We start from the raw sequence: 17,702 nt of genomic DNA, 5'->3' as shown, positions 1-17,702 counted from the left end.
GTCTCCCTTGTGTTGCCGCTCAGGCTTTCCATTCGAGGATGAATTCGTCGTCGGTTTCGTCGATGTTGCCGCCGAGCGAAATCAGGTTCAGTTGCAGTTCGCGCAGGTCGAAGTCGCGGCCGATCAGCGCTTCGATCGATTCGCGCCGGATGACGAGCCTGCCGACGGCGTCGATCTTGACCATCGCCGGAAACGCGTTGACGACCGCATGCGGGTTGTCCGCCTGAATCGCCTCGATGATCGGCCGCGAATCGTCGTTCGCCTGAAACGCGATGAATACGGAATCAGCCATGACTCACCTCCACGCCCTGTTTCGCGATGCGCGCATCGAACGCCTGTGCGATGGCTTCGAGCGCGTGGTGCGCGTCGTCGTCCAGCGCCGCGATCGCGAACGGCTTGAGTGCCTCGATAACCGCGGCCCGCCACTTCGCGATCCATTGCCCGAGCAATGCCGCATTGGCGGGCGACTCCGCGGCCGCGGTCTTGATGGTCGCGTCGACCCAGCGGCTCGTTTCATCGAACCAGCTGCTCGCGAACTCGTTGAGCATGCCAAGGCCCGGACCGTGCAGACGCGTGATGCGCTCGTCGATGTGCCGGTACACGAGCGGATACAGCAGGCCGTCGAGCACGACGTTCTGCGCGACGAAAGTCTCGAACCAGTCGCGCACGACCATCGTGTCCTCCACGACGCGCCGCAGTCCCTGCCACATCGGATCGTCGAGCCAGCGCGCCTTGCCTTCGACGAGCGACGTGCCCTGATTGCCGTCCAGCGCGAGCCCGATGCGCGACAGGTATTGCGCGATGCCGAGCCGGTCCATGCAATGGAACATCGTCGCCTGCGTGATGGCCGTGCCCCAGCCGTAGCCGGTCACGAAGCAGTTGTTCGTGTTGGCCGCCCATTCGACGTGACGAAGCGGCACCATGAGCGACGCGATGTGCGCCTTCGCTTCATCGGAGAGATCGGAGAGGAGACGCCGCCTCGCGACGAACTCGAAGTTCTTCTCCATCGCTTCCTGCTGCCTTGACCGGGCGATGGTGTACGCACCGTAGTAGTACTGACGCGGGTCCTTGAACACATACCAGTCGTTCATCGCGATGGCCGTGCGGCCTTTGTCGTAGAGCTCGAACTCCGGCTCCCACAGCGGACGATAGTGAAAGTTGACCTCGGGTTGCAGGTCGAAAGTCGCATCCTGATAGCGCGACGCGGGCTTGTCCGCGCCGAGCCGCCGCGCGACGTGCGAGAAAGTCTGCCGTACCTGCTCGACGGCCGACGTCTTGATGTCGATCTGCATTCCTCACTCCTCTGGTTTGACTTGGTGGGGGATCATTCGGAGAGTCCGGGCTGGCCGTAGCGCCACTTCGCTTGATCGATGTCGAGCTGCGCGCCTTCGTCGCGCGTCAGATAGGTCACGCGATTCGCGCGGCAGAACGACTGAAATTCGCGCAGGGGCATCACGAGCTCGACGCTCAGTTCAGGATCGCCGATCGAAAAGTCGAACTCGACGAAGCCGTCGTCCCTCTGCTCCCTGAAGCGCACATAGCGCCGGGTGATGTCGAACGCGCGCGGAGGCCGCGCATAAGCGGGCAGTGACATCGCTGTCTCCTTGGTTTTCGTCTACGTGGCCGGCCTTTCATCGATGATTTGATCGGGAACCGGCGTGCGCACCCTATAAGGCAACACGTGTGCCAATCGTGGAATGCAGACGGAGCGATAGCGTCGTCGCGCGATGGCGCGAGCCTTGTGCGGCGGGCGCGCGAGACATCGAAGCATCTTTTCGATGCGCGCTTTCCTGCCCGTCGGCGCACTTTCCCGAGTCGATCAAATGCTCGAAACGCGCGTGATTGGCTGCGTGGCGGGTTCATCAAATCCGTATCAGGGAACGCCCCGATAGCGCCGCCGCCGCCGTCCGCGAACCGGGTGGCAGAGCATTGCGCGCCACACGCACATCGCCTATCGTGGTGCCATGAAAACGAGCAGACAGCAGGAGACAACCGCAATGCCACGCCGCGAGAAAGCGTCTGTGAACGCGCAGGAAGGCATGTCGATGGTCGCGCCCAAGGGCGCCCCGGTCGACAGCCTTCGCTATCCCGACATCGCCGATCTGATGTCGCGGCTGCACTTCTCTCCCGGCGACGGCCGCATCTGGCTCGACGAACAGCGCATGCTGCTCGTGCATACCGGCGCGATGGGCTCGATGCGCCGCGAGCTGATCGAGAGCCTCGGGATCGATGCCGCGCGCGGCCTGCTCACACGCATGGGCTACAACTCCGGCGCACGCGATGCCGAACTCGCGCGTCGCGTGCGCCCGGAGAACAGCATCACCGAGATGTTCGCGGTCGGGCCGCAGTTGCACATGCTCGAAGGCATGACGGTGGTGGAGCCGGTGCGCCTCGAAATCGATGTCGAGCGCGGCCAGTACTACGGCGAATTCATCTGGAAGAACTGCGCGGAAGACGAGGAGCACGTGCGCATCTACGGCATCGGCGCGGAGCCGGTTTGCTGGACACAGCTCGGCTATGCGGCGGGCTACACGAGCGTGTTCATGGGTCGCCCGATTCTCTATCGCGAAGTGGAATGCCGCGCGCTCGGGCAGGCGCATTGCCGGATCATCGGCAAGCCGGTGGAGGAGTGGGGCGAGGAAGCCGCCGACGATCTGCGCTTCATGCAGGCGCAGGCCTTCACGCAGGGGCTATCGGCGAACAGCGCGGGCGGTCAGGGCGCGTTCGGCGACGAGAACATGGTCGGCGCGTCGCCCGGATTCAACGCGGTGTGCCACATGATCAGGCGCGTCGCGGGCACGCGCGCGACCGTGCTGTTCCTCGGCGAGAGCGGCGTCGGCAAGGAAGTGTGCGCGCGCACCTTGCACAGGATCAGCAAGCGCAGCGATGGCCCGTTCGTCGCCGTGAACTGCGCCGCGATTCCCGAAGCGCTCGTCGAATCGGAGCTCTTCGGTGTCGACAAGGGCGGCTTCACCGATGCCACGCAGAGCCGTCCCGGACGCTTCGAACGCGCGCATGGCGGCACGCTTTTTCTCGACGAGATCGGCATTCTCAGCATGACCGCGCAAGGCAAGCTGCTGCGCGCGTTGCAGGAAGGCGAGATCGAGCGCGTGGGCGGCACCGAGACGCGGCGCGTGGATGTGCGCGTGGTCGCCGCGACCAATCTCGATCTGCGCGACGAGATTCGCGCGGGGCGCTTCCGCGAAGACCTGTACTTTCGTCTGAACGTGTTTCCAATTCGCGTGCCGTCACTGCGCGAGCGGCGCGAGGACCTGCCCGTGCTGCTCAATCACATGCTGCGCAAGTATCGCGAGCGGCACGAGCGCAATGTCACCGGCTTCACGCCGCGCGCGCTCGATGCGCTCCTGAACTATGGCTGGCCGGGCAATATCCGCGAGCTCGAGAATATCGTGGAGCGGGGCGTGATCCTCGCGAACCATGACGGCGCGATCGATATCGGCCATCTCTTCACGAGCGGCGAGAGCATCGAGACCGGGACATTCGGTATCGGCGACGATGGCTCGCTGACGGCTTCGCGTTCCTTGCTCGCGCAAGCGGGCGAAACGGGTGGCGACGAAGTCGATCGCGTGACGCGCAAGGTGAATAGTCTGCTGCTGGGCATCGGCGGCGACGTGGAGCCCACGTCGCTCGATGACATCGAAACCGCGTTGCTGAAAAGCGCGGTGCAGCGGGCGGACGGCAACCTCTCGGCGGCGGCTCGTACGCTCGGCATCACGCGGCCGCAACTCGTTTATCGCCTGAAGAGCCGGGGATTGCGTCTTTGAAGACACGCGCCTCTCAATGACGCAGTTCCTCGGTTCCTTTGCCCGTCCAGCGTTTGAGCGCGCGGCGGAAATTCGCGGCATCGCTGAAGCCGAGCAGCATCGCGACGTCCTCGGTGCTCATCTTCGTCGTTTTCAGATATTCGAGCGCGAGCGAGCGTTTGACGTCATCCACGATCGCCTGAAACGACGAGCCTTCTTCGTCGAGTCGCCGCCTCAGGGTGCGTGAGGTGAGATGCATCGACCTGGCAACGGTCTCCATGTCGGGAAACGATCCGGGCGTGGCCATCAGGCATTGATACACCTCGCCCGAGACGCCGCTCGATGTCTTCGCCTGTCCGATCAGACGATCGCAGGTCTCTTGCAGCAACGTCGTCGTGAGCGGGTGGGCGAGTTGCGGCTTGCGGTCGAGAATCGCGCTGTCGTAGATCAGTTCGCATTGCTCCTGATCGAAGAGACATTCGCAGCCGAGATAGTCCGGGTAGATGGCCGCGTGCGCGGGCGCGGGATACGAGAAGCACGCCTTCATCGGCGGACAGACACCGCCGGCGACGTCCTGAAGATGCGTCACATGCTGCGTGTATTGCTGCTCGATGATGAACTCGCGCAGTTCGCGCGACGGGCTTGAGACGAACGCGTCGGGAAATGTCCAGACCATGCGATCCGGACACTCCGTCCATTCGATTGCGACGGTCGGCGTGGCGAGCCTGTGATACTTCACGCCGAGTTTGAAGTAGTCACGCAACGACAGACACGACATCAGCGCATAGCCATACATGCCGTAGGCGGACAGATGCAGCTTGCGTCCGACCCTGAACGGCGTATCCGGCTCGCAGCCAAGCGACACGGCGTTCCGGCAGACCGTTGCGTACTGTCCGACGGACGTGAGCACCGACGCGTCCTGCAGATCGGCGACCGTGACGTCCGAGCCGCTCAGGCTGTCCTCAGGCGCGATTCCCTGTTCCGCAAGCACTTCGACGAGCGCGGCGATCTTGTAAGGCGCGAACATGCGTTCGTTCAGCGGAGGTCGGAGGGTGGCCATGTTTCTATTGTCCCGTGAGGACTCGCGAGTGTCCGAAAAAGACCTTTTCCGGAAAATACTATCTCAATAAGATCTCAGTCACAAGGCGCCGTTCCGACCAGGAATTGCGTCGAACAGAAACGGAGACGAGGGATCTCGATGAGCGATTCAACCCGCAAGGTCATTATTTCGTGCGCTGTCACCGGCGCCACGCATGTTCCGACGATGTCGGAGCATCTGCCGATCACGCCCGCACAAATTCGCGACGAGGCGATCCAGGCCGCCGAAGCGGGCGCGGCGATCATCCATCTCCACGCACGCGACCCCAACGACGGCCGTCCGACGCCCAACCCGGACATCTTCCAACAGTTCGTGCCCGCCATCGCGGAGGCAACCGATGCGGTCATCAACATCACGACGGGCGGCAGCACGCGCATGACGCTGGAAGAGCGGCTCGCTTATCCGCTGCGCGCGGCGCCCGAGATGTGCTCGCTCAATATGGGATCGATGAACTTCTCGATCCATCCGCTTGCGTCGAAAGTGTCGTCATGGCGCTACGAATGGGAGAAGGGGTATGTCGAGGGTATGGAGGACATGATCTTCCGCAACACCTTCAGGGATATCAAGCACATCCTTCTCGAACTGGGCGGTAAAGGGACGCGCTTCGAGTTCGAATGCTATGACCTGGGGCATCTCTACAATCTCGCGCATTTCGTGGATCAAGGCTTGATCAAGCCGCCGTTCTTCATTCAATCGGTGTTCGGCATTCTGGGCGGCATGGGCGCGGACCCCGAGAACATGACCGTGATGCGCGCAACGGCAGACCGCCTCTTCGGACGCGAGAACTATCACTTCTCCGTGCTCGGCGCGGGCCGTCACCAGATGCCGCTGGTTACGATGAGCGCCATTCTCGGCGGCAACGTCCGCGTCGGGCTGGAAGACAGCGTGTACATCGCAAAGGGCGTCAAGGCCGAGTCGAATGCGCAGCAGGTGCGCAAGATCCGCCGAATCCTCGAAGATCTTTCGTTCGAAATAGCGTCGCCGGACGAAGCGCGCGCGATGCTGGGACTGAAGGGGCGCGACAAGATTACACCGTAAGACCTTCAATATTCATAGACGGGGCGAAGACCCATCCCGGAGACAAAATGAACATCACCGACGAACTCGACAAGCTGCACCGCATCGCCACGCACAAAGCGATGCGGCGACTCATTCCACTCATGTGCGCGATCTACTTCATGTCGTTCCTGGATCGCACGAACGTGGCTCTGGCCAAAGCTCAACTGGCAATCGATGTGGGCATCAGCGCTGCCGCATACGGATTGGGTTCAGGCATTTTCTTCATCGGCTATGCCTTGCTCGAAGTGCCCAGCAATCTGGCTGCGCATCGCGTCGGGCCGCGTCGGTGGATCGCGAGAATCGCGGTGACGTGGGGCATTCTTTCCACCGCGATGATGTTCGTTCAGGGCGAGTGGTCGTTCTACGTTCTGCGCGTGTTGCTCGGCATCGCCGAGGCAGGGCTTTTCCCGGCGCTCATGTACATGGTCACGCTGTGGTTCGCACCGAATGACAAGCCTGTCGTCGTGGGATGGATCTACATTGCGCCTGCGCTTGCACTGATGCTCGGCAGTCCGCTCGGCGGAGCGTTGATGCAACTGAACGGCCTCTCTGGCCTTCATGGCTGGCAATGGATGTTCATGATCGAAGGCATTCCCAGCGTGCTCGTCGGCATTCTGCTTTTTTTCAAAATGCCGGAGCGTCCGCGCGACGCCCGCTGGCTGTCCGTCGAAGAGGCGCAAGCGCTGGAGTCGCGCGCAGCCGCCGATGCGCAAGGACATCCGGAGCTCACGTCTTCCGACTGGATGGCCGCGTTGAAGCGTCCCACGACCGTTCTGATGGGCCTGATCTACTTCCTCAACCAGGTGGCGTTCGTCGGACTGTACTTCTTTGCACCGTCGATGATCCAGCAGATGCACGTCAAGTCGCCACTGCTCGTCGGCGTGCTTGCCGCGAGCGTCGGCCTTGGCTTTTTGTTGGGCGTGCTGATCCTTCCGCGGATTCATCGGCGCTACGGCAATGACTGCGCGTTCCTCGGCATTCTCACGGTGGGACTCATTGCCGGCGCGTGCGCGTTCATCGCGACTTCCACCCCGGCAGCGCGCATGACGCTGCTTGCGGTCACCGCTTTTTTTGCGGGGGGCGTGTTGCCGTCGTACTGGGCCATTGCGATGAAGCGACTGCACGGCATTCAGGCGGCGGCAGGTCTCGCGTTCATCAATACGATCGGGCTGATCGGCGGGTTCGTCGGACCTTACCTGTTTGGATTGGCGGAAACCTTCACAGGACGTAGCGATTCCGGCTTTTACATCATTCTCGTGGCATCGTTGCTCGGCTTGCTGCTCGTGCCATTGTTTGCAAAGGCGATACGCCGCGAGACCGAAGCGCTGGTGTCGCCTGGCAACGGCAGTGCCGCCGGAATGCAGTCCTGAACGATCGATAAAAAAATGGAAAAGATGAGACTAAAAGAAAAAGTAACGCTGATCACGGGCGCGGGGCAGGGCATCGGCGCCGCCACCGCTCGCAAGTTCGCACAGGAAGGTGCGACGGTCGTTGCGTGCGACGTCAATGAGGCGTCGCTCGAGGAAGTGACCGAGACGTGCAGGAAAGCAGGTGCGGAAACAGCGGGATACTGCATCGACATGACCGACAGGCTAAGTGTGGACGAAGTGGTCACGAGCGTGATCAGGCGCTTCGGCCGCATCGACGTGCTGGTGAATAACGCAGGCATTACGCGCGACGCGCGTCTGCAGAAGATGACGCTCGATCAATTCGACGCAGTGATCGACGTCAATCTGCGAGCCGTCTTCCATGCGAGCCAGGCCGTCGTGGAAGGGATGGTCGCGCGAGGCTCGGGCGTCATCCTGAACGCGAGCTCTGTCGTTGGCATCTATGGGAACTTCGGTCAAACCAACTACGCAGCATCCAAATTCGGTGTGATCGGGTTCACGAAGACATGGAGCCGGGAGCTTGGGCCCAAGGGCATTCGCGTCAACGCGGTCGCTCCGGGGTTCATCGACACGTCGATACTGTCGACGATTCCCGAAGACGTTCTGCACAAGATGCGCGAACAGGTGCCGCTCGGCCGCCTTGGCGCGCCGGAAGAGGTCGCCAGCGTCTACGCGTTTCTGGCGAGCGACGAGGCGAGCTACATCAATGGTGCCGTGATCGAAGTGTCCGGCGGCATGACGCTCTGACTTCCTCGATATCGAAAGTCCAACTTTGCCGATATGAATACTTTTGAACTGTTGAAGCCGCAGCCTGGTCTGCGGGTGTTGATCACCGGCGCGGCCTCGGGCATCGGCGCCGCGATGGCGCAGGCGTTCGTTCAGGCCGACGCGCACGTCGTCATCTGCGACATCGATGCTAAGGCCGTCGAAGCATTTACATCGACGAGCACGTCGTTACATGGCTGCGTCGCGGACGTGAGTGACTCGAGCCAGGTCGATCAGGTCGTCGAGGCAACCGAACGCACGTTGGGGGGCCTCGATCTGTTGATCAACAACGCCGGGATTGCAGGACCGACAGGGGCCATCGAAGATATCGACGAGCAACAGTGGGAGCAAACGGTCACGACCAATTTGAACGGGCAGTTCAAATTCCTGCGCAGAGCGGTGCCGCTCATGAAGGAGACATCGCGGAGTGCGAGCATCATCACGATGTCGTCTGTCGCGGGACGGCTCGGTTATGCGTTCCGCACGCCCTATGCGGCGACGAAGTGGGCGCTCGTGGGGCTCACCAAATCGCTGGCCATCGAGTTGGGGCCCAGCGATATTCGCGTCAACGCCATTTTGCCGGGCGTCGTGCAGGGAGAGCGGATGGATCGCGTGATCGCCGCGCGGGCGGAATCGCTTGGGATCACGGTAGATGCGATGCGGGATAACTACCTGAAGAAGATCTCATTGCGTCGTATGGTGACGATGCAGGACATCGCGGCCACGGCGCTTTTTCTTGCTTCGCCGGCTGCCCGTAATATCACTGGACAGTCGATCAGTGTCGACGGGAATGTCGAGTATCTTTGAGTCGTTGGGCGGCGCCGTTGTTCAGATGCAATCGGCGCTGCGGATGCTTTAATTGACATAATATAAATTAGCGCACTTTTGTTTGTAGCGGCAATATCCTAATGTCCGCTTCTAGCCAAGACGAATGCAGCGGACCGAAGCACGGACCGCTGCATGCGGCGCTATCCGCCCGCACAAATAGCGCACACCTAATTCACGCGCAATGTCCCTTCGCGCGCTCGGCGCGCGTCACCGTATGTCCGACGAGCAGCCCGAAATCATAAGCGCGTTCGAGCGCGCGCCCGATGTCCTCGACACGGCACATGCGTATGTCGGCGCTGGGCTTGCCCATCGGATCGAATGATTGAATGCCAAGCTCGTCGCGTGCGATCGTCAACAGCGGCTCCCAATAGGCTTCGTTTTTGTTGCGGTAGATCATGATGCGCGCTCCTTTTGCTTGCATTTACTAGTTAACTAGATTAATGCGATGCGGGCGCGCGGCCTGCGGCGGATCGCCGCGATTGGAGCATGGTCTCTAGAAACCACCGATGCGCTGCGAAACAATAGCGCGATTTTCGCCGTCATTGCTCTCGGAACGAGAACGCGGCGTTTCAGAATCCGAATCAATGCGCGCATCGCCCCACAAACAGCGTGCTTTTGCGAACGCGCATTCATTCGGTCAGCGAATCACGAAGCCGTTGCCTATGATTTACCTCAGGCCGGTTTCAGCTCATATCGTCAAGGAAAAGGAGTCGTTCACGTGAAAGCTCCTCAACGTTTGGCACGAATCGAGTTGATGGCGCCGCTCTCCGGCGTGATGGTGCAACTCGACACCGTGCCCGATCCGGTTTTCGCACAAAAGATGGTCGGCGACGGCGTGTCGATCGATCCGACATCCGACGAATTGCTCGCCCCCCTTCCCGGCACGATCACGCAACTGCATCGCGCGGCACATGCGGTCACGGTGACGGGAGAAAACGGCCTCCAGGTACTGATACATATCGGCCTCGATACGGTGATGCTGCGCGGCGAAGGCTTCACGCCGCTCGTCAAGGAAGGCGACTCCGTCACGACCGGCCAGCCGCTGATCCGTTTCGATCCGCTCATCGTCGGCGCGCGAGCCGTGAGTCTGCTCACGCAGATGGTCATCGCGAATGGCGAAGAACTCGTCACGCGCTATATGCCCGCGACGGGCCTCGTCACCGCAGGCAAGGACGTTGCGCTGGCGGTCGAGTTCGTCGGCGGCGCGCTTGAAGATGCCGGCGTCGGCGCGGCCGACGCGATCCGGTCCGACGAAGTCACGCTGCCGAATCCCCAGGGACTGCATGCGCGGCCCGCGGCGGTGTTCGCGGCCGAAGCGAAAAAGTACAAATCCGATATCCGCCTCCTGCGCGGCAGCGATAGCGCGAATGCGAAGTCCGTCGTCGCGCTGATGACGCTCGCGACGAAGTTCGGCGACACGGTGCGTGTCGAGGCCGCCGGCCCCGATGCAGGCGAAGCCGCGGCAGCGCTCGCGCGTCTGCTCGCGTCGGGTTCGGGCGAGAAGCCCGGCGATGCGCCCGCGCCCGCCGCGCCCGCAGCCGAAGCGGTCGCGCCGAAACCCGCCGCGCCCGCCGATGCGAACGAATTCACCGGCGTATCGGCGTCGCCGGGGCTCGCGGTCGGCAAGATCGTGCAGTTCCGCCAGGAAGTCATCGACGTGGCCGAAGCCGGTGAATCGCCGCAACGCGAGCGCGCACGGCTCGACGCGGCGCATCATGAAGCGCGCCAGCAAATCGAGGCGCTGAAGGCGAAGCTGACCGATCCGTCGAAGGCGCAGATTCTCGATGCGCATCTGGAACTGCTCGACGATCCCGGTCTCAACGACACGGCCATCGGCGGCATCAGCGAAGGCAAAAGCGCGGGCTTCGCATGGCGCGCCGCGTTCGAGGCGCAGGCGAACAATCTGGAGAAGGTCGACAACGCGTTGCTGCGCGAGCGCGCGGGCGATATCCGCGATGTCGGCCGCCGCGTGCTGGCGCTGCTCGCGGGCGTGAAGCAGGCGCATATCGATGTGCCCGGCGAATCGATCCTGATCGCGGAGGAGTTGTCCCCTTCCGATACCGCATCGCTCGATCGCAGCAAGGTCCTCGGCTTCTGCACGACGACCGGCGGCGCGACGAGTCATGTGGCGATCCTCGCGCGCTCGCTCGGCATTCCGGCGATCTGCGGCATCGACGAGGATGCGCTGCAATTGCCCGACGGCACGCTCGTCGTGCTCGATGGCTCGCACGGCAGCCTGCGCCGCAATCCGAGCGCGGACGAACTCGCGAAGGCGCGCGAACGCATCGAGCGTCAGACGAAGAAGCGCGAAGAAGAAAAAGTCGCCGCAGGCAAGCGCGCCGTCACGGCCGATGGTCATCGCGTCGAAGTGGTCGCGAACATCCGCAATGCGCAGGAAGCGCGCGACGCGGTCGCGGCGGGCGCGGAAGGCGTCGGGCTGCTGCGCTCTGAGTTCCTGTTCGATAACCGCGACACCGCGCCGTCGGAAGACGAACAGGCCGCCGAATATTGCGCGGTCGCCGAAGCGCTCGGCCGCGAGCGTCCGCTCGTCGTGCGCACGCTCGATGTCGGCGGCGACAAGCCGCTCTCCTACATGCCGCTGCCGAAGGAAGACAATCCGTTTCTCGGGCTGCGCGGCGTGCGCGTGAGTCTCGATCGTCCCGACATGTTCCGCACGCAATTGCGCGCCATTCTGCGGGCCGCATCGATCGGCAATCTGCACATCATGTTTCCGATGGTCGCCGCGATCGAGGAAGTGCGCGCGGCGAGGCGGATTCTTCAGGAAGAAGCCGGCGATCGCATCGGCGACGTGAAGGTCGGCGTGATGATCGAAGTGCCGTCCGCCGCGCTCATCGCCGAGCCGCTCGCGCGCGAAGTCGATTTCTTTTCTATCGGCACCAACGATCTGACGCAATACACGCTCGCGATGGATCGCGGGCATCCGAAGCTCGCGAAGCAGGCCGATGCGCTGCATCCGGCGGTGCTGCGTCTCATCGGCATGACGGTCGAGGGCGCGCACAAGCACGGCAAATGGGTCGGCGTGTGCGGCGGCATCGCATCGGATGCGATGGCCGTGCCGGTGCTCGTCGGGCTCGGCATCGACGAGCTATCGGTCAGCGTGCCCGCCGTCGGCTCGATCAAGGCGCAACTCGCGCGCCTCACGATGGACGAAGCGCGCACGCTCGCAGCGAAAGTCATCACGCTCGGCACGGCCGAGGAAGTGCGCGCCCTCCTCGCGCCCTACGCAGAATAAGCGGAGACTTTTCATGTTCAAGAATGCATTCGGCGTGGTGCAGAAAGTCGGCAAGTCGTTGATGCTGCCGGTCGCGGTGCTGCCGGTCGCGGGTTTGCTGCTCGGCCTCGGCGCGACCGATTTCCACGGCTACGTGCCCGCGATCATCCTGGAGTTGATGAAGAACGCGGGCGATGTGATCTTCGGCAATCTGCCGCTCATCTTCGCGATCGGCGTCGCGCTCGGCTTCACGGAGAACGACGGCGTATCGGGCATCGCGGCGACCATCGGCTATCTCGTGATGACGGCGACGCTCGGCGTGATCGCAAAGGTCGAAGGCGTCGAGACCAGTCTGATCATGGGCATTCCATCGATCCAGACCGGCGTGTTCGGCGGCATTCTCGCAGGCGGTCTCGCGGCTTGGATGTTCAATCGCTATTACCGCATTTCGCTGCCGGCGTATCTCGGCTTCTTCGCGGGCAAGCGCTTCGTGCCGATCGTGACGGCCATCGGTTCGATCGTGCTCGGCGCGGTGTTGTCGGTCGTGTGGCCTCCGATCGGCGGCGTGATCAAGGCGTTCTCGCAATGGGCGGCGGTCTCCGATCCGCGCACGGCGGCAACGGTCTACGGCTTCGTCGAACGTCTGCTGATTCCGTTCGGCCTGCACCATATCTGGAACGTTCCGTTTTTCTTCGAAGCGGGCAGCTTCCTCGATCCGACGACCGGCAAGGTCGTTCATGGCGACATCAACCGCTTCTTCGCCGGCGATCCCACCGCGGGCATTCTGTCCGGCGCGTTCCTGTTCAAGATGTTCGGCCTGCCTGCCGCGGCCATCGCGATCTGGCATTGCGCGAAGCCGGAGAAGAAAGTCGCGGTCGGCGGCATGATGGTGTCGGCGGCGCTGACGTCGTTTCTCACCGGCATCACCGAGCCGATCGAGTTCGCGTTCCTGTTCGTCGCGCCCGTGCTGTATTTCATTCACGCGTGTCTCGCGGCGTCGGCGCAGTTCGTCGCCAATACGCTGAACATGCACATGGGCTTCACCTTCTCGCAAGGCGCGATCGACTTTCTGATGTTCAACCTGATCGGCAACAAGGCGACGCACGCGTGGTACGTGTTCATTCTCGGGCCGATCTACGCGGCGATCTACTACTGCGTGTTCCGTTTCGTGATCACGCGTTTCAACATGAAGACGCCGGGACGCGAGGACGATACGGTGGCGACCGCGGCGCTGAGCACGGGCCCGGGCGGACGCTCGCGCGATCTCGTGCTGGCGTTCGGCGGTCGCTCGAACATCAAGAGTCTCGATGCGTGCATCACGCGCTTGCGGATCTCGGTGAACGATCCATCGCTCGTCGACGATGCACGGTTGAAAGCGCTCGGCGCAGCGGGCGTCGTGCGCGTCGGCAACGGCGTGCAGGCGATCTTCGGGCCGCTGTCGGAAAACATGAAGACCGACATGCAGGAATACCTGAAGTCCGCGGGCAGCGATGCCGATCTGCCGGTGGCCGGCGTGACCACCGCCGCGACGGAAGCTGCGCGCGCGCCGGCTGCGGTTGCCGCGCAGGACACGGCGCAGCAGAAGGCACGCGCGGAAAAGATTCGCGCGGCGCTGGGCGGCGCGGCCAATATCCTGAAGCTCGAACCGCTCGCGGCCACGCGATTGCGCGTCGCGCTCGGCGATGCATCGCGTCTCGACGGCGCCGCGTTGAAGGCAGCCGGCGTGCCCGCGACGCAAGTGCTTGCCAATGGCGAAGTCGATCTGATCGTCGGGCTGGAAGCGGAAAATCTCGCGGGCGCGATGCGGTGAATCAGGCACGTTCGATCGACGGTCCCGTATCGATGCGCGGCCGTCGATTCGGCATGCGCGCGCGGCTATGCGATGATTCGAGGCTCCGCCACGATATTCTCGCGACATGCCTTCCACCGCCGTCACGCGCACGAGTCACTTGCCGCTAGCCAGCATCGGCTTCATCCTTGCGTCGATGCTGTGCTTCGCGATCGTCGACACGCTGGCCAAAGCGGTCGCGCTGCACTATCCGGCAAACGAGCTCACGTTCTTTCGCATGCTGTTCGGCCTCGTTCCGGCGATTGCCGCGTGCTGTGTCGGCAAACGATCGCTGATCGATCGCGTGAAGCGACTCGACATCAAAGGACAGACGTGGCGCGCGCTCACGCTGCTCGGCGCGTCCGGCTTCTTCTTCGCGGGTCTGCCTTATATGCCGCTCGGCGAGGCGGTGGCGATCGCGTATTCGGAGACGCTGCTCGTCGTCGTGCTTGCACCGTTCATCCTGAAGGAACGGCTCACGGCTCGCTCGGCGGTGGCCGCGCTCATCGGCTTTATCGGCGTGCTGCTCGTCGTGCGTCCGGGTGGTGGCGAGTCGAACTGGCTCGGGCCGGTGTTGTTGCTGCTCAGCGCGTTGTGCGGCGCACTCTCGATCATCCAGATAAAACGCATTCGCCCGACCGACGATTCGCGCACCACGGTGCTGTTCTTCACGGCAGTGGGAACTGTCGTCAGCGCGAGCACGCTCCCTTTTAGCTGGAAGACGCCGATGCCCGACGCGCTCTTGCTCATGGCACTCCTCGGCGCATTGGCGACCGTCGGGCAGATTCTGATGACCGTCGCCTTCCGGCGCGCCGACGCCGGCACGCTCGCGCCGTTCAACTACACGAGCATCGTGTGGGCGGCATTGTTCGCCTACATCGCGTGGGGCGAGACCATTACGCCGCTGTCGCTCGCGGGCATCGCGTTGATCGTCGGCAGCGCGATCGCCGTTGCGTGGCAGCGCAAGATTCCCGAAGGACCGATCGCCTGAACGCGCCGGGCATTTTTCTGCACGTCACGCCGCGAAAAGCCGCTCATAAGCGATGAGTCCGCCATATACGAGCCCGGCCGCGAGACTCGTGCAGCCGCTATAGGCGACGAGGCCGAGCGCCCATCCTTCATTGCCGACGATGAAGCGCAACGCGAGCGCGAGACCGCACCACCCCGCGATGCGAAACCCGCGCGATTGTCCGGCGCGAAGCGCGCGCCCGAACAAGGCCATCTGATGGCGGTCACTCGAGACAGCCAGAAAAGCGAACGCCATCACGCAGAAAACGATGCTCAGGAGATGCGTCATGCGCTTTCCTTCTCACGCTCGGGCATCGCAACGCGCGCGCCCACGCCCTTGCCCGCGGGCTTCACGCGCGGACGATGCCGGGTCACGCGCAATGCCATGGCCGCATGCAGCGCGGCGAATGCCCACATCATCAGATCGAAGCCCGCGAAGACCCAATCGCCTTGCTCGATGCTGCGCCACAAAGGCCGGTCGGTAGTCAACGCGTTGAGCACGGGCAGGAGCGCGAGCAGCGCCGTCGCGAGCCACAACGATTCGATCCACGCGCGCTTCGCCGGACGCAGGAACGCATGGAGCAAGGTCGCGCCCCACACCGCGAAGAACACGTTGATCTCGGCGTTATCGCGCGCGGCGATTCCGAGCGGCAGCAGACGATTGGCCCACAGAAAGCTCGTCATCGCGACGGAGAGCCCCGCGATGCTCGCGATATTCAAACGCTCGACAAGCCAGAAGCCGACATGAGGCCGCGCGGGATCGGGCAGTTTCTGACGGCGCTTGACTGTCCACATCACGAGACCGGTGCCGACCATCGCCGTGCCCGCGAGACTGACGATGAAGTACAGCCAGCGCAACTGCAGATCGCTGAAGCGTCCGAGATGCAGCGCATACAACACGCCGCGCGCTTCCGCCGCGCCGCCGACACGGTCCTTCACGTCGATGAGCTTGCCCGTCACGCCATCGAAGAGCATGTATTGCGGGCTCATCGATACGCGTGACGCCTCGCCGCGCGAGACGGCCACGCGCGCGGTGGTATCGCCTGGATTCGTGATCGTCACGCGGCCCGCCTTGTCGCGGCCCCAGCGCGCCTGCGCTTCGCGCACCATCGCATCGACGGGCGCGAGGCTGGCCTTCTGTCCGGAAGGCTTGCCGGGCTGAATGAACGCGCTCAGTTGCGATGTCATCGCCTCGCGTTCGGCGGGCGTCCTGAACGCAGTCTGCGCGCCCCACGGCATGTACATCGTCATCAACGTGACGAGACCGGTGTAGGTGATCATCGCGTGAAACGGCAAGCCGAACACCGACAGTGCGTTATGCGCATCGAGCCACGAGCGCTGCCCCTTCCCCCACCGGAACGTGAAGAAATCGGCGAAGATTTTCTTGTGCGTGATGACGCCGCTCACGATCGCGACGAGCATGAACATCGCGCACAGTCCCGCGAGCCAGCGGCCCCACAGCACCGGCATATAAAAAAACTGAAAATGGAAGCGATAAAAAAATTCGCCGCCGAGCGTCTCGCGCGCGCTCGTGCGCTGGCCCGTTACCGGATCGAAGCTCGCCGATTCGAATGTGCGCTTGCCTGCCGCCGCGCCCGGCGTGCGCCAGAACGAACCGATGACGCTCGTGCGCTCGTCGGGCAAGTCGAAGCTCCATTGCGAACTGCCCGCGGCGATCGTGCCGAGCGTCGCCGTGACGCGTTGCGCGACGCGCGCGGCATCCGGCATGTCGCGCTGATGCGGCTGCTCCGGCCGCATCCATTGCGAGGTTTCGTCCTTGAAGTAGCTGACGGTGCCGGTCAGGAACATCGCGTAGAGAATCCAGCCGGCGAGCAGGCCCGCCCACGTGTGCAGGTCGGACATGCTCTGGCGAATGCCGCGGGCTTTCGGTTCGGGATCGCGCGCGCGTTTCACGAGATGCGCCCTCCCGCCCATACGCTCGACGCGGCCAGCAACAGCGGCACGGCGACGATCACGAGACCTGTCCAAGCGCGCCGCGCGCTACGAACCGCGAACACCCAGATCACCGCGCACGCGTAGACGATAAAGCTCGCGAGCATGCCGGTCAGCACGGCTTGCGGCTTGCTCATCGGCAGCGCAAGTGCTGCCACGCTTGCGAGTGCGGCAAGCGCATAGCCACCGAAGATCGCCGCGACGATTCGAGAGGCGAGCGGGCCGTGCCTGACGATCGTGCTCATTGATCGGATGCGCGTCGCCGCGTCTTGTGTTTCCACTGATTGGTCTGCGAATGGTTTGGCCGGAGGAACGTGCGCATCGATGGATGCGGGAGCCGGCGCGCCTGAAGAAATGCCTGACGTAAATGATAATAATTATCAATAACTCAGGGCAAACTTGTCAAGCGGCGCTTAAAACCAGGTGATTACGCGCGGGGAAGACGCGATGCGCCTTCCGGCGCATCGGAATATGGAAGATGAGCGTGTGGCGGGACCGGCTTACTCTTCGCCGGTCACCCATTTTTTGGTGGCGTGATAGCCGCGCTTCGAAGTGTCCGCGATAGCGTGACCCGCCGATTTCGCGCCGTCGCCAATCGCGTGCGCGGCATCGCGAGCCGCGTGGCCAGTCTGACGTCCCGCCGATTTGACATCTTCCTTGAACTGATGCGCGCCCGATTCGACGCTCGCATGCGCGATCGGGCTGAGCGCCATCAGCAAGGCCGGAACGATGAGCAAGGTGTTCTTTTTCATATCGACGATTTTCGCACATCGCGATC

The 17,702-nt window shown here is 63.1% G+C and carries 17 protein-coding genes; 8 read left to right on the top strand and 9 right to left on the bottom strand.

The window, feature by feature from the left end:
* Positions 1–19: 19 nt before the first annotated feature.
* The 3 genes from IAG25_RS07370 to IAG25_RS07360 are packed head-to-tail and all read right to left on the bottom strand — an operon-like array spanning position 20 to position 1,594.
* The gene (locus tag IAG25_RS07370) at positions 20–292 is read right to left on the bottom strand and encodes an MmoB/DmpM family protein (RefSeq protein ID WP_035499831.1); all 273 of its coding nucleotides are present in this window, start codon (positions 290–292) and stop codon (positions 20–22) included.
* Complete coding sequence (locus IAG25_RS07365; protein ID WP_187604263.1) at positions 285–1,292, bottom strand: aromatic/alkene monooxygenase hydroxylase subunit beta; 1,008 nt, start codon at positions 1,290–1,292, stop codon at positions 285–287. The genes IAG25_RS07370 and IAG25_RS07365 overlap by 8 nt, the downstream gene beginning before the upstream one ends.
* A 32-nt stretch (positions 1,293–1,324) precedes the next feature.
* Positions 1,325–1,594 carry a phenol hydroxylase subunit gene (locus tag IAG25_RS07360; RefSeq protein WP_187604262.1) on the bottom strand — a complete coding sequence of 90 codons (270 nt, stop codon included), beginning with the start codon at positions 1,592–1,594 and terminating at the stop codon, positions 1,325–1,327.
* A gap of 451 nt (positions 1,595–2,045) precedes the next feature.
* Between IAG25_RS07360 and IAG25_RS07355 the strand changes: the two genes are divergently transcribed.
* Entirely contained in the window at positions 2,046–3,785 is a 1,740-nt protein-coding gene (locus IAG25_RS07355; RefSeq protein ID WP_187604507.1) for a sigma-54-dependent Fis family transcriptional regulator, read from the top strand.
* A gap of 13 nt (positions 3,786–3,798) precedes the next feature.
* Here the strand turns inward: IAG25_RS07355 and IAG25_RS07350 are convergent, their stop codons facing one another.
* On the bottom strand, positions 3,799–4,824 hold the full coding sequence (locus IAG25_RS07350) for an AraC family transcriptional regulator (protein ID WP_187604261.1): 1,026 nt from the start codon (positions 4,822–4,824) through the stop codon (positions 3,799–3,801).
* 138 nt (positions 4,825–4,962) lie between these two features.
* Here IAG25_RS07350 and IAG25_RS07345 point away from each other — a divergent pair, with 138 nt between their 5' ends.
* From IAG25_RS07345 to IAG25_RS07330, 4 genes are read left to right on the top strand one after another with little or no spacing between them, the layout of a single operon-like run.
* The gene (locus IAG25_RS07345) at positions 4,963–5,901 is read left to right on the top strand and encodes a 3-keto-5-aminohexanoate cleavage protein (RefSeq protein ID WP_187604260.1); all 939 of its coding nucleotides are present in this window, start codon (positions 4,963–4,965) and stop codon (positions 5,899–5,901) included.
* A 47-nt stretch (positions 5,902–5,948) separates the two neighbouring features.
* Positions 5,949–7,292: an MFS transporter gene (locus IAG25_RS07340; protein WP_187604259.1), complete on the top strand. Its 1,344-nt coding sequence runs from the start codon at positions 5,949–5,951 to the stop codon at positions 7,290–7,292.
* 24 nt (positions 7,293–7,316) lie between these two features.
* Entirely contained in the window at positions 7,317–8,057 is a 741-nt protein-coding gene (fabG, locus tag IAG25_RS07335) for a 3-oxoacyl-[acyl-carrier-protein] reductase (protein WP_187604258.1), read from the top strand.
* 33 nt (positions 8,058–8,090) lie between these two features.
* Positions 8,091–8,882: an SDR family oxidoreductase gene (locus tag IAG25_RS07330; RefSeq protein WP_187604257.1), complete on the top strand. Its 792-nt coding sequence runs from the start codon at positions 8,091–8,093 to the stop codon at positions 8,880–8,882.
* A 193-nt stretch (positions 8,883–9,075) separates the two neighbouring features.
* Here the strand turns inward: IAG25_RS07330 and IAG25_RS07325 are convergent, their stop codons facing one another.
* Positions 9,076–9,300 carry a DUF6900 domain-containing protein gene (locus IAG25_RS07325; RefSeq protein WP_035499921.1) on the bottom strand — a complete coding sequence of 75 codons (225 nt, stop codon included), beginning with the start codon at positions 9,298–9,300 and terminating at the stop codon, positions 9,076–9,078.
* A gap of 321 nt (positions 9,301–9,621) precedes the next feature.
* On the opposite strand from IAG25_RS07325, the gene ptsP reads away from it, so the two are divergent.
* From ptsP to IAG25_RS07310, 3 genes are all read left to right on the top strand, one after another.
* On the top strand, positions 9,622–12,156 hold the full coding sequence (gene ptsP, locus IAG25_RS07320; protein ID WP_187604256.1) for a phosphoenolpyruvate--protein phosphotransferase: 2,535 nt from the start codon (positions 9,622–9,624) through the stop codon (positions 12,154–12,156).
* Between the two features lie 13 nt (positions 12,157–12,169).
* Positions 12,170–13,945: a PTS glucose transporter subunit IIBC gene (gene ptsG, locus IAG25_RS07315; protein ID WP_187604255.1), complete on the top strand. Its 1,776-nt coding sequence runs from the start codon at positions 12,170–12,172 to the stop codon at positions 13,943–13,945.
* A 106-nt stretch (positions 13,946–14,051) separates the two neighbouring features.
* Positions 14,052–14,954 (top strand): DMT family transporter, encoded by a 903-nt coding sequence (locus IAG25_RS07310; RefSeq protein WP_187604254.1) that lies wholly within the window; start codon positions 14,052–14,054, stop codon positions 14,952–14,954.
* A gap of 24 nt (positions 14,955–14,978) precedes the next feature.
* Here IAG25_RS07310 and IAG25_RS07305 read toward each other — a convergent pair whose 3' ends face one another.
* The 4 genes from IAG25_RS07305 to IAG25_RS07290 all read right to left on the bottom strand — a co-directional run bounded on the left by IAG25_RS07305 (position 14,979) and on the right by IAG25_RS07290 (position 17,676).
* A complete protein-coding gene (locus IAG25_RS07305) occupies positions 14,979–15,260 on the bottom strand; it encodes a DUF3325 domain-containing protein (protein WP_187604253.1) in 282 nt (93 codons plus the stop codon).
* A complete protein-coding gene (locus IAG25_RS07300) occupies positions 15,257–16,834 on the bottom strand; it encodes a PepSY-associated TM helix domain-containing protein (protein ID WP_375336507.1) in 1,578 nt (525 codons plus the stop codon). Before IAG25_RS07300 ends, IAG25_RS07305 begins: the two co-directional genes overlap by 4 nt.
* A gap of 47 nt (positions 16,835–16,881) precedes the next feature.
* Complete coding sequence (locus tag IAG25_RS07295) at positions 16,882–17,169, bottom strand: DUF3649 domain-containing protein (RefSeq protein ID WP_187604251.1); 288 nt, start codon at positions 17,167–17,169, stop codon at positions 16,882–16,884.
* A 255-nt stretch (positions 17,170–17,424) separates the two neighbouring features.
* On the bottom strand, positions 17,425–17,676 hold the full coding sequence (locus IAG25_RS07290) for a hypothetical protein (protein ID WP_187604250.1): 252 nt from the start codon (positions 17,674–17,676) through the stop codon (positions 17,425–17,427).
* Positions 17,677–17,702: the final 26 nt, after the last annotated feature.

The organism is Caballeronia sp. EK, assembly GCF_014384845.1.
GTDB lineage: Bacteria > Pseudomonadota > Gammaproteobacteria > Burkholderiales > Burkholderiaceae > Caballeronia > Caballeronia jiangsuensis.
This window is presented reverse-complemented; position numbering and strand designations above follow the sequence as displayed.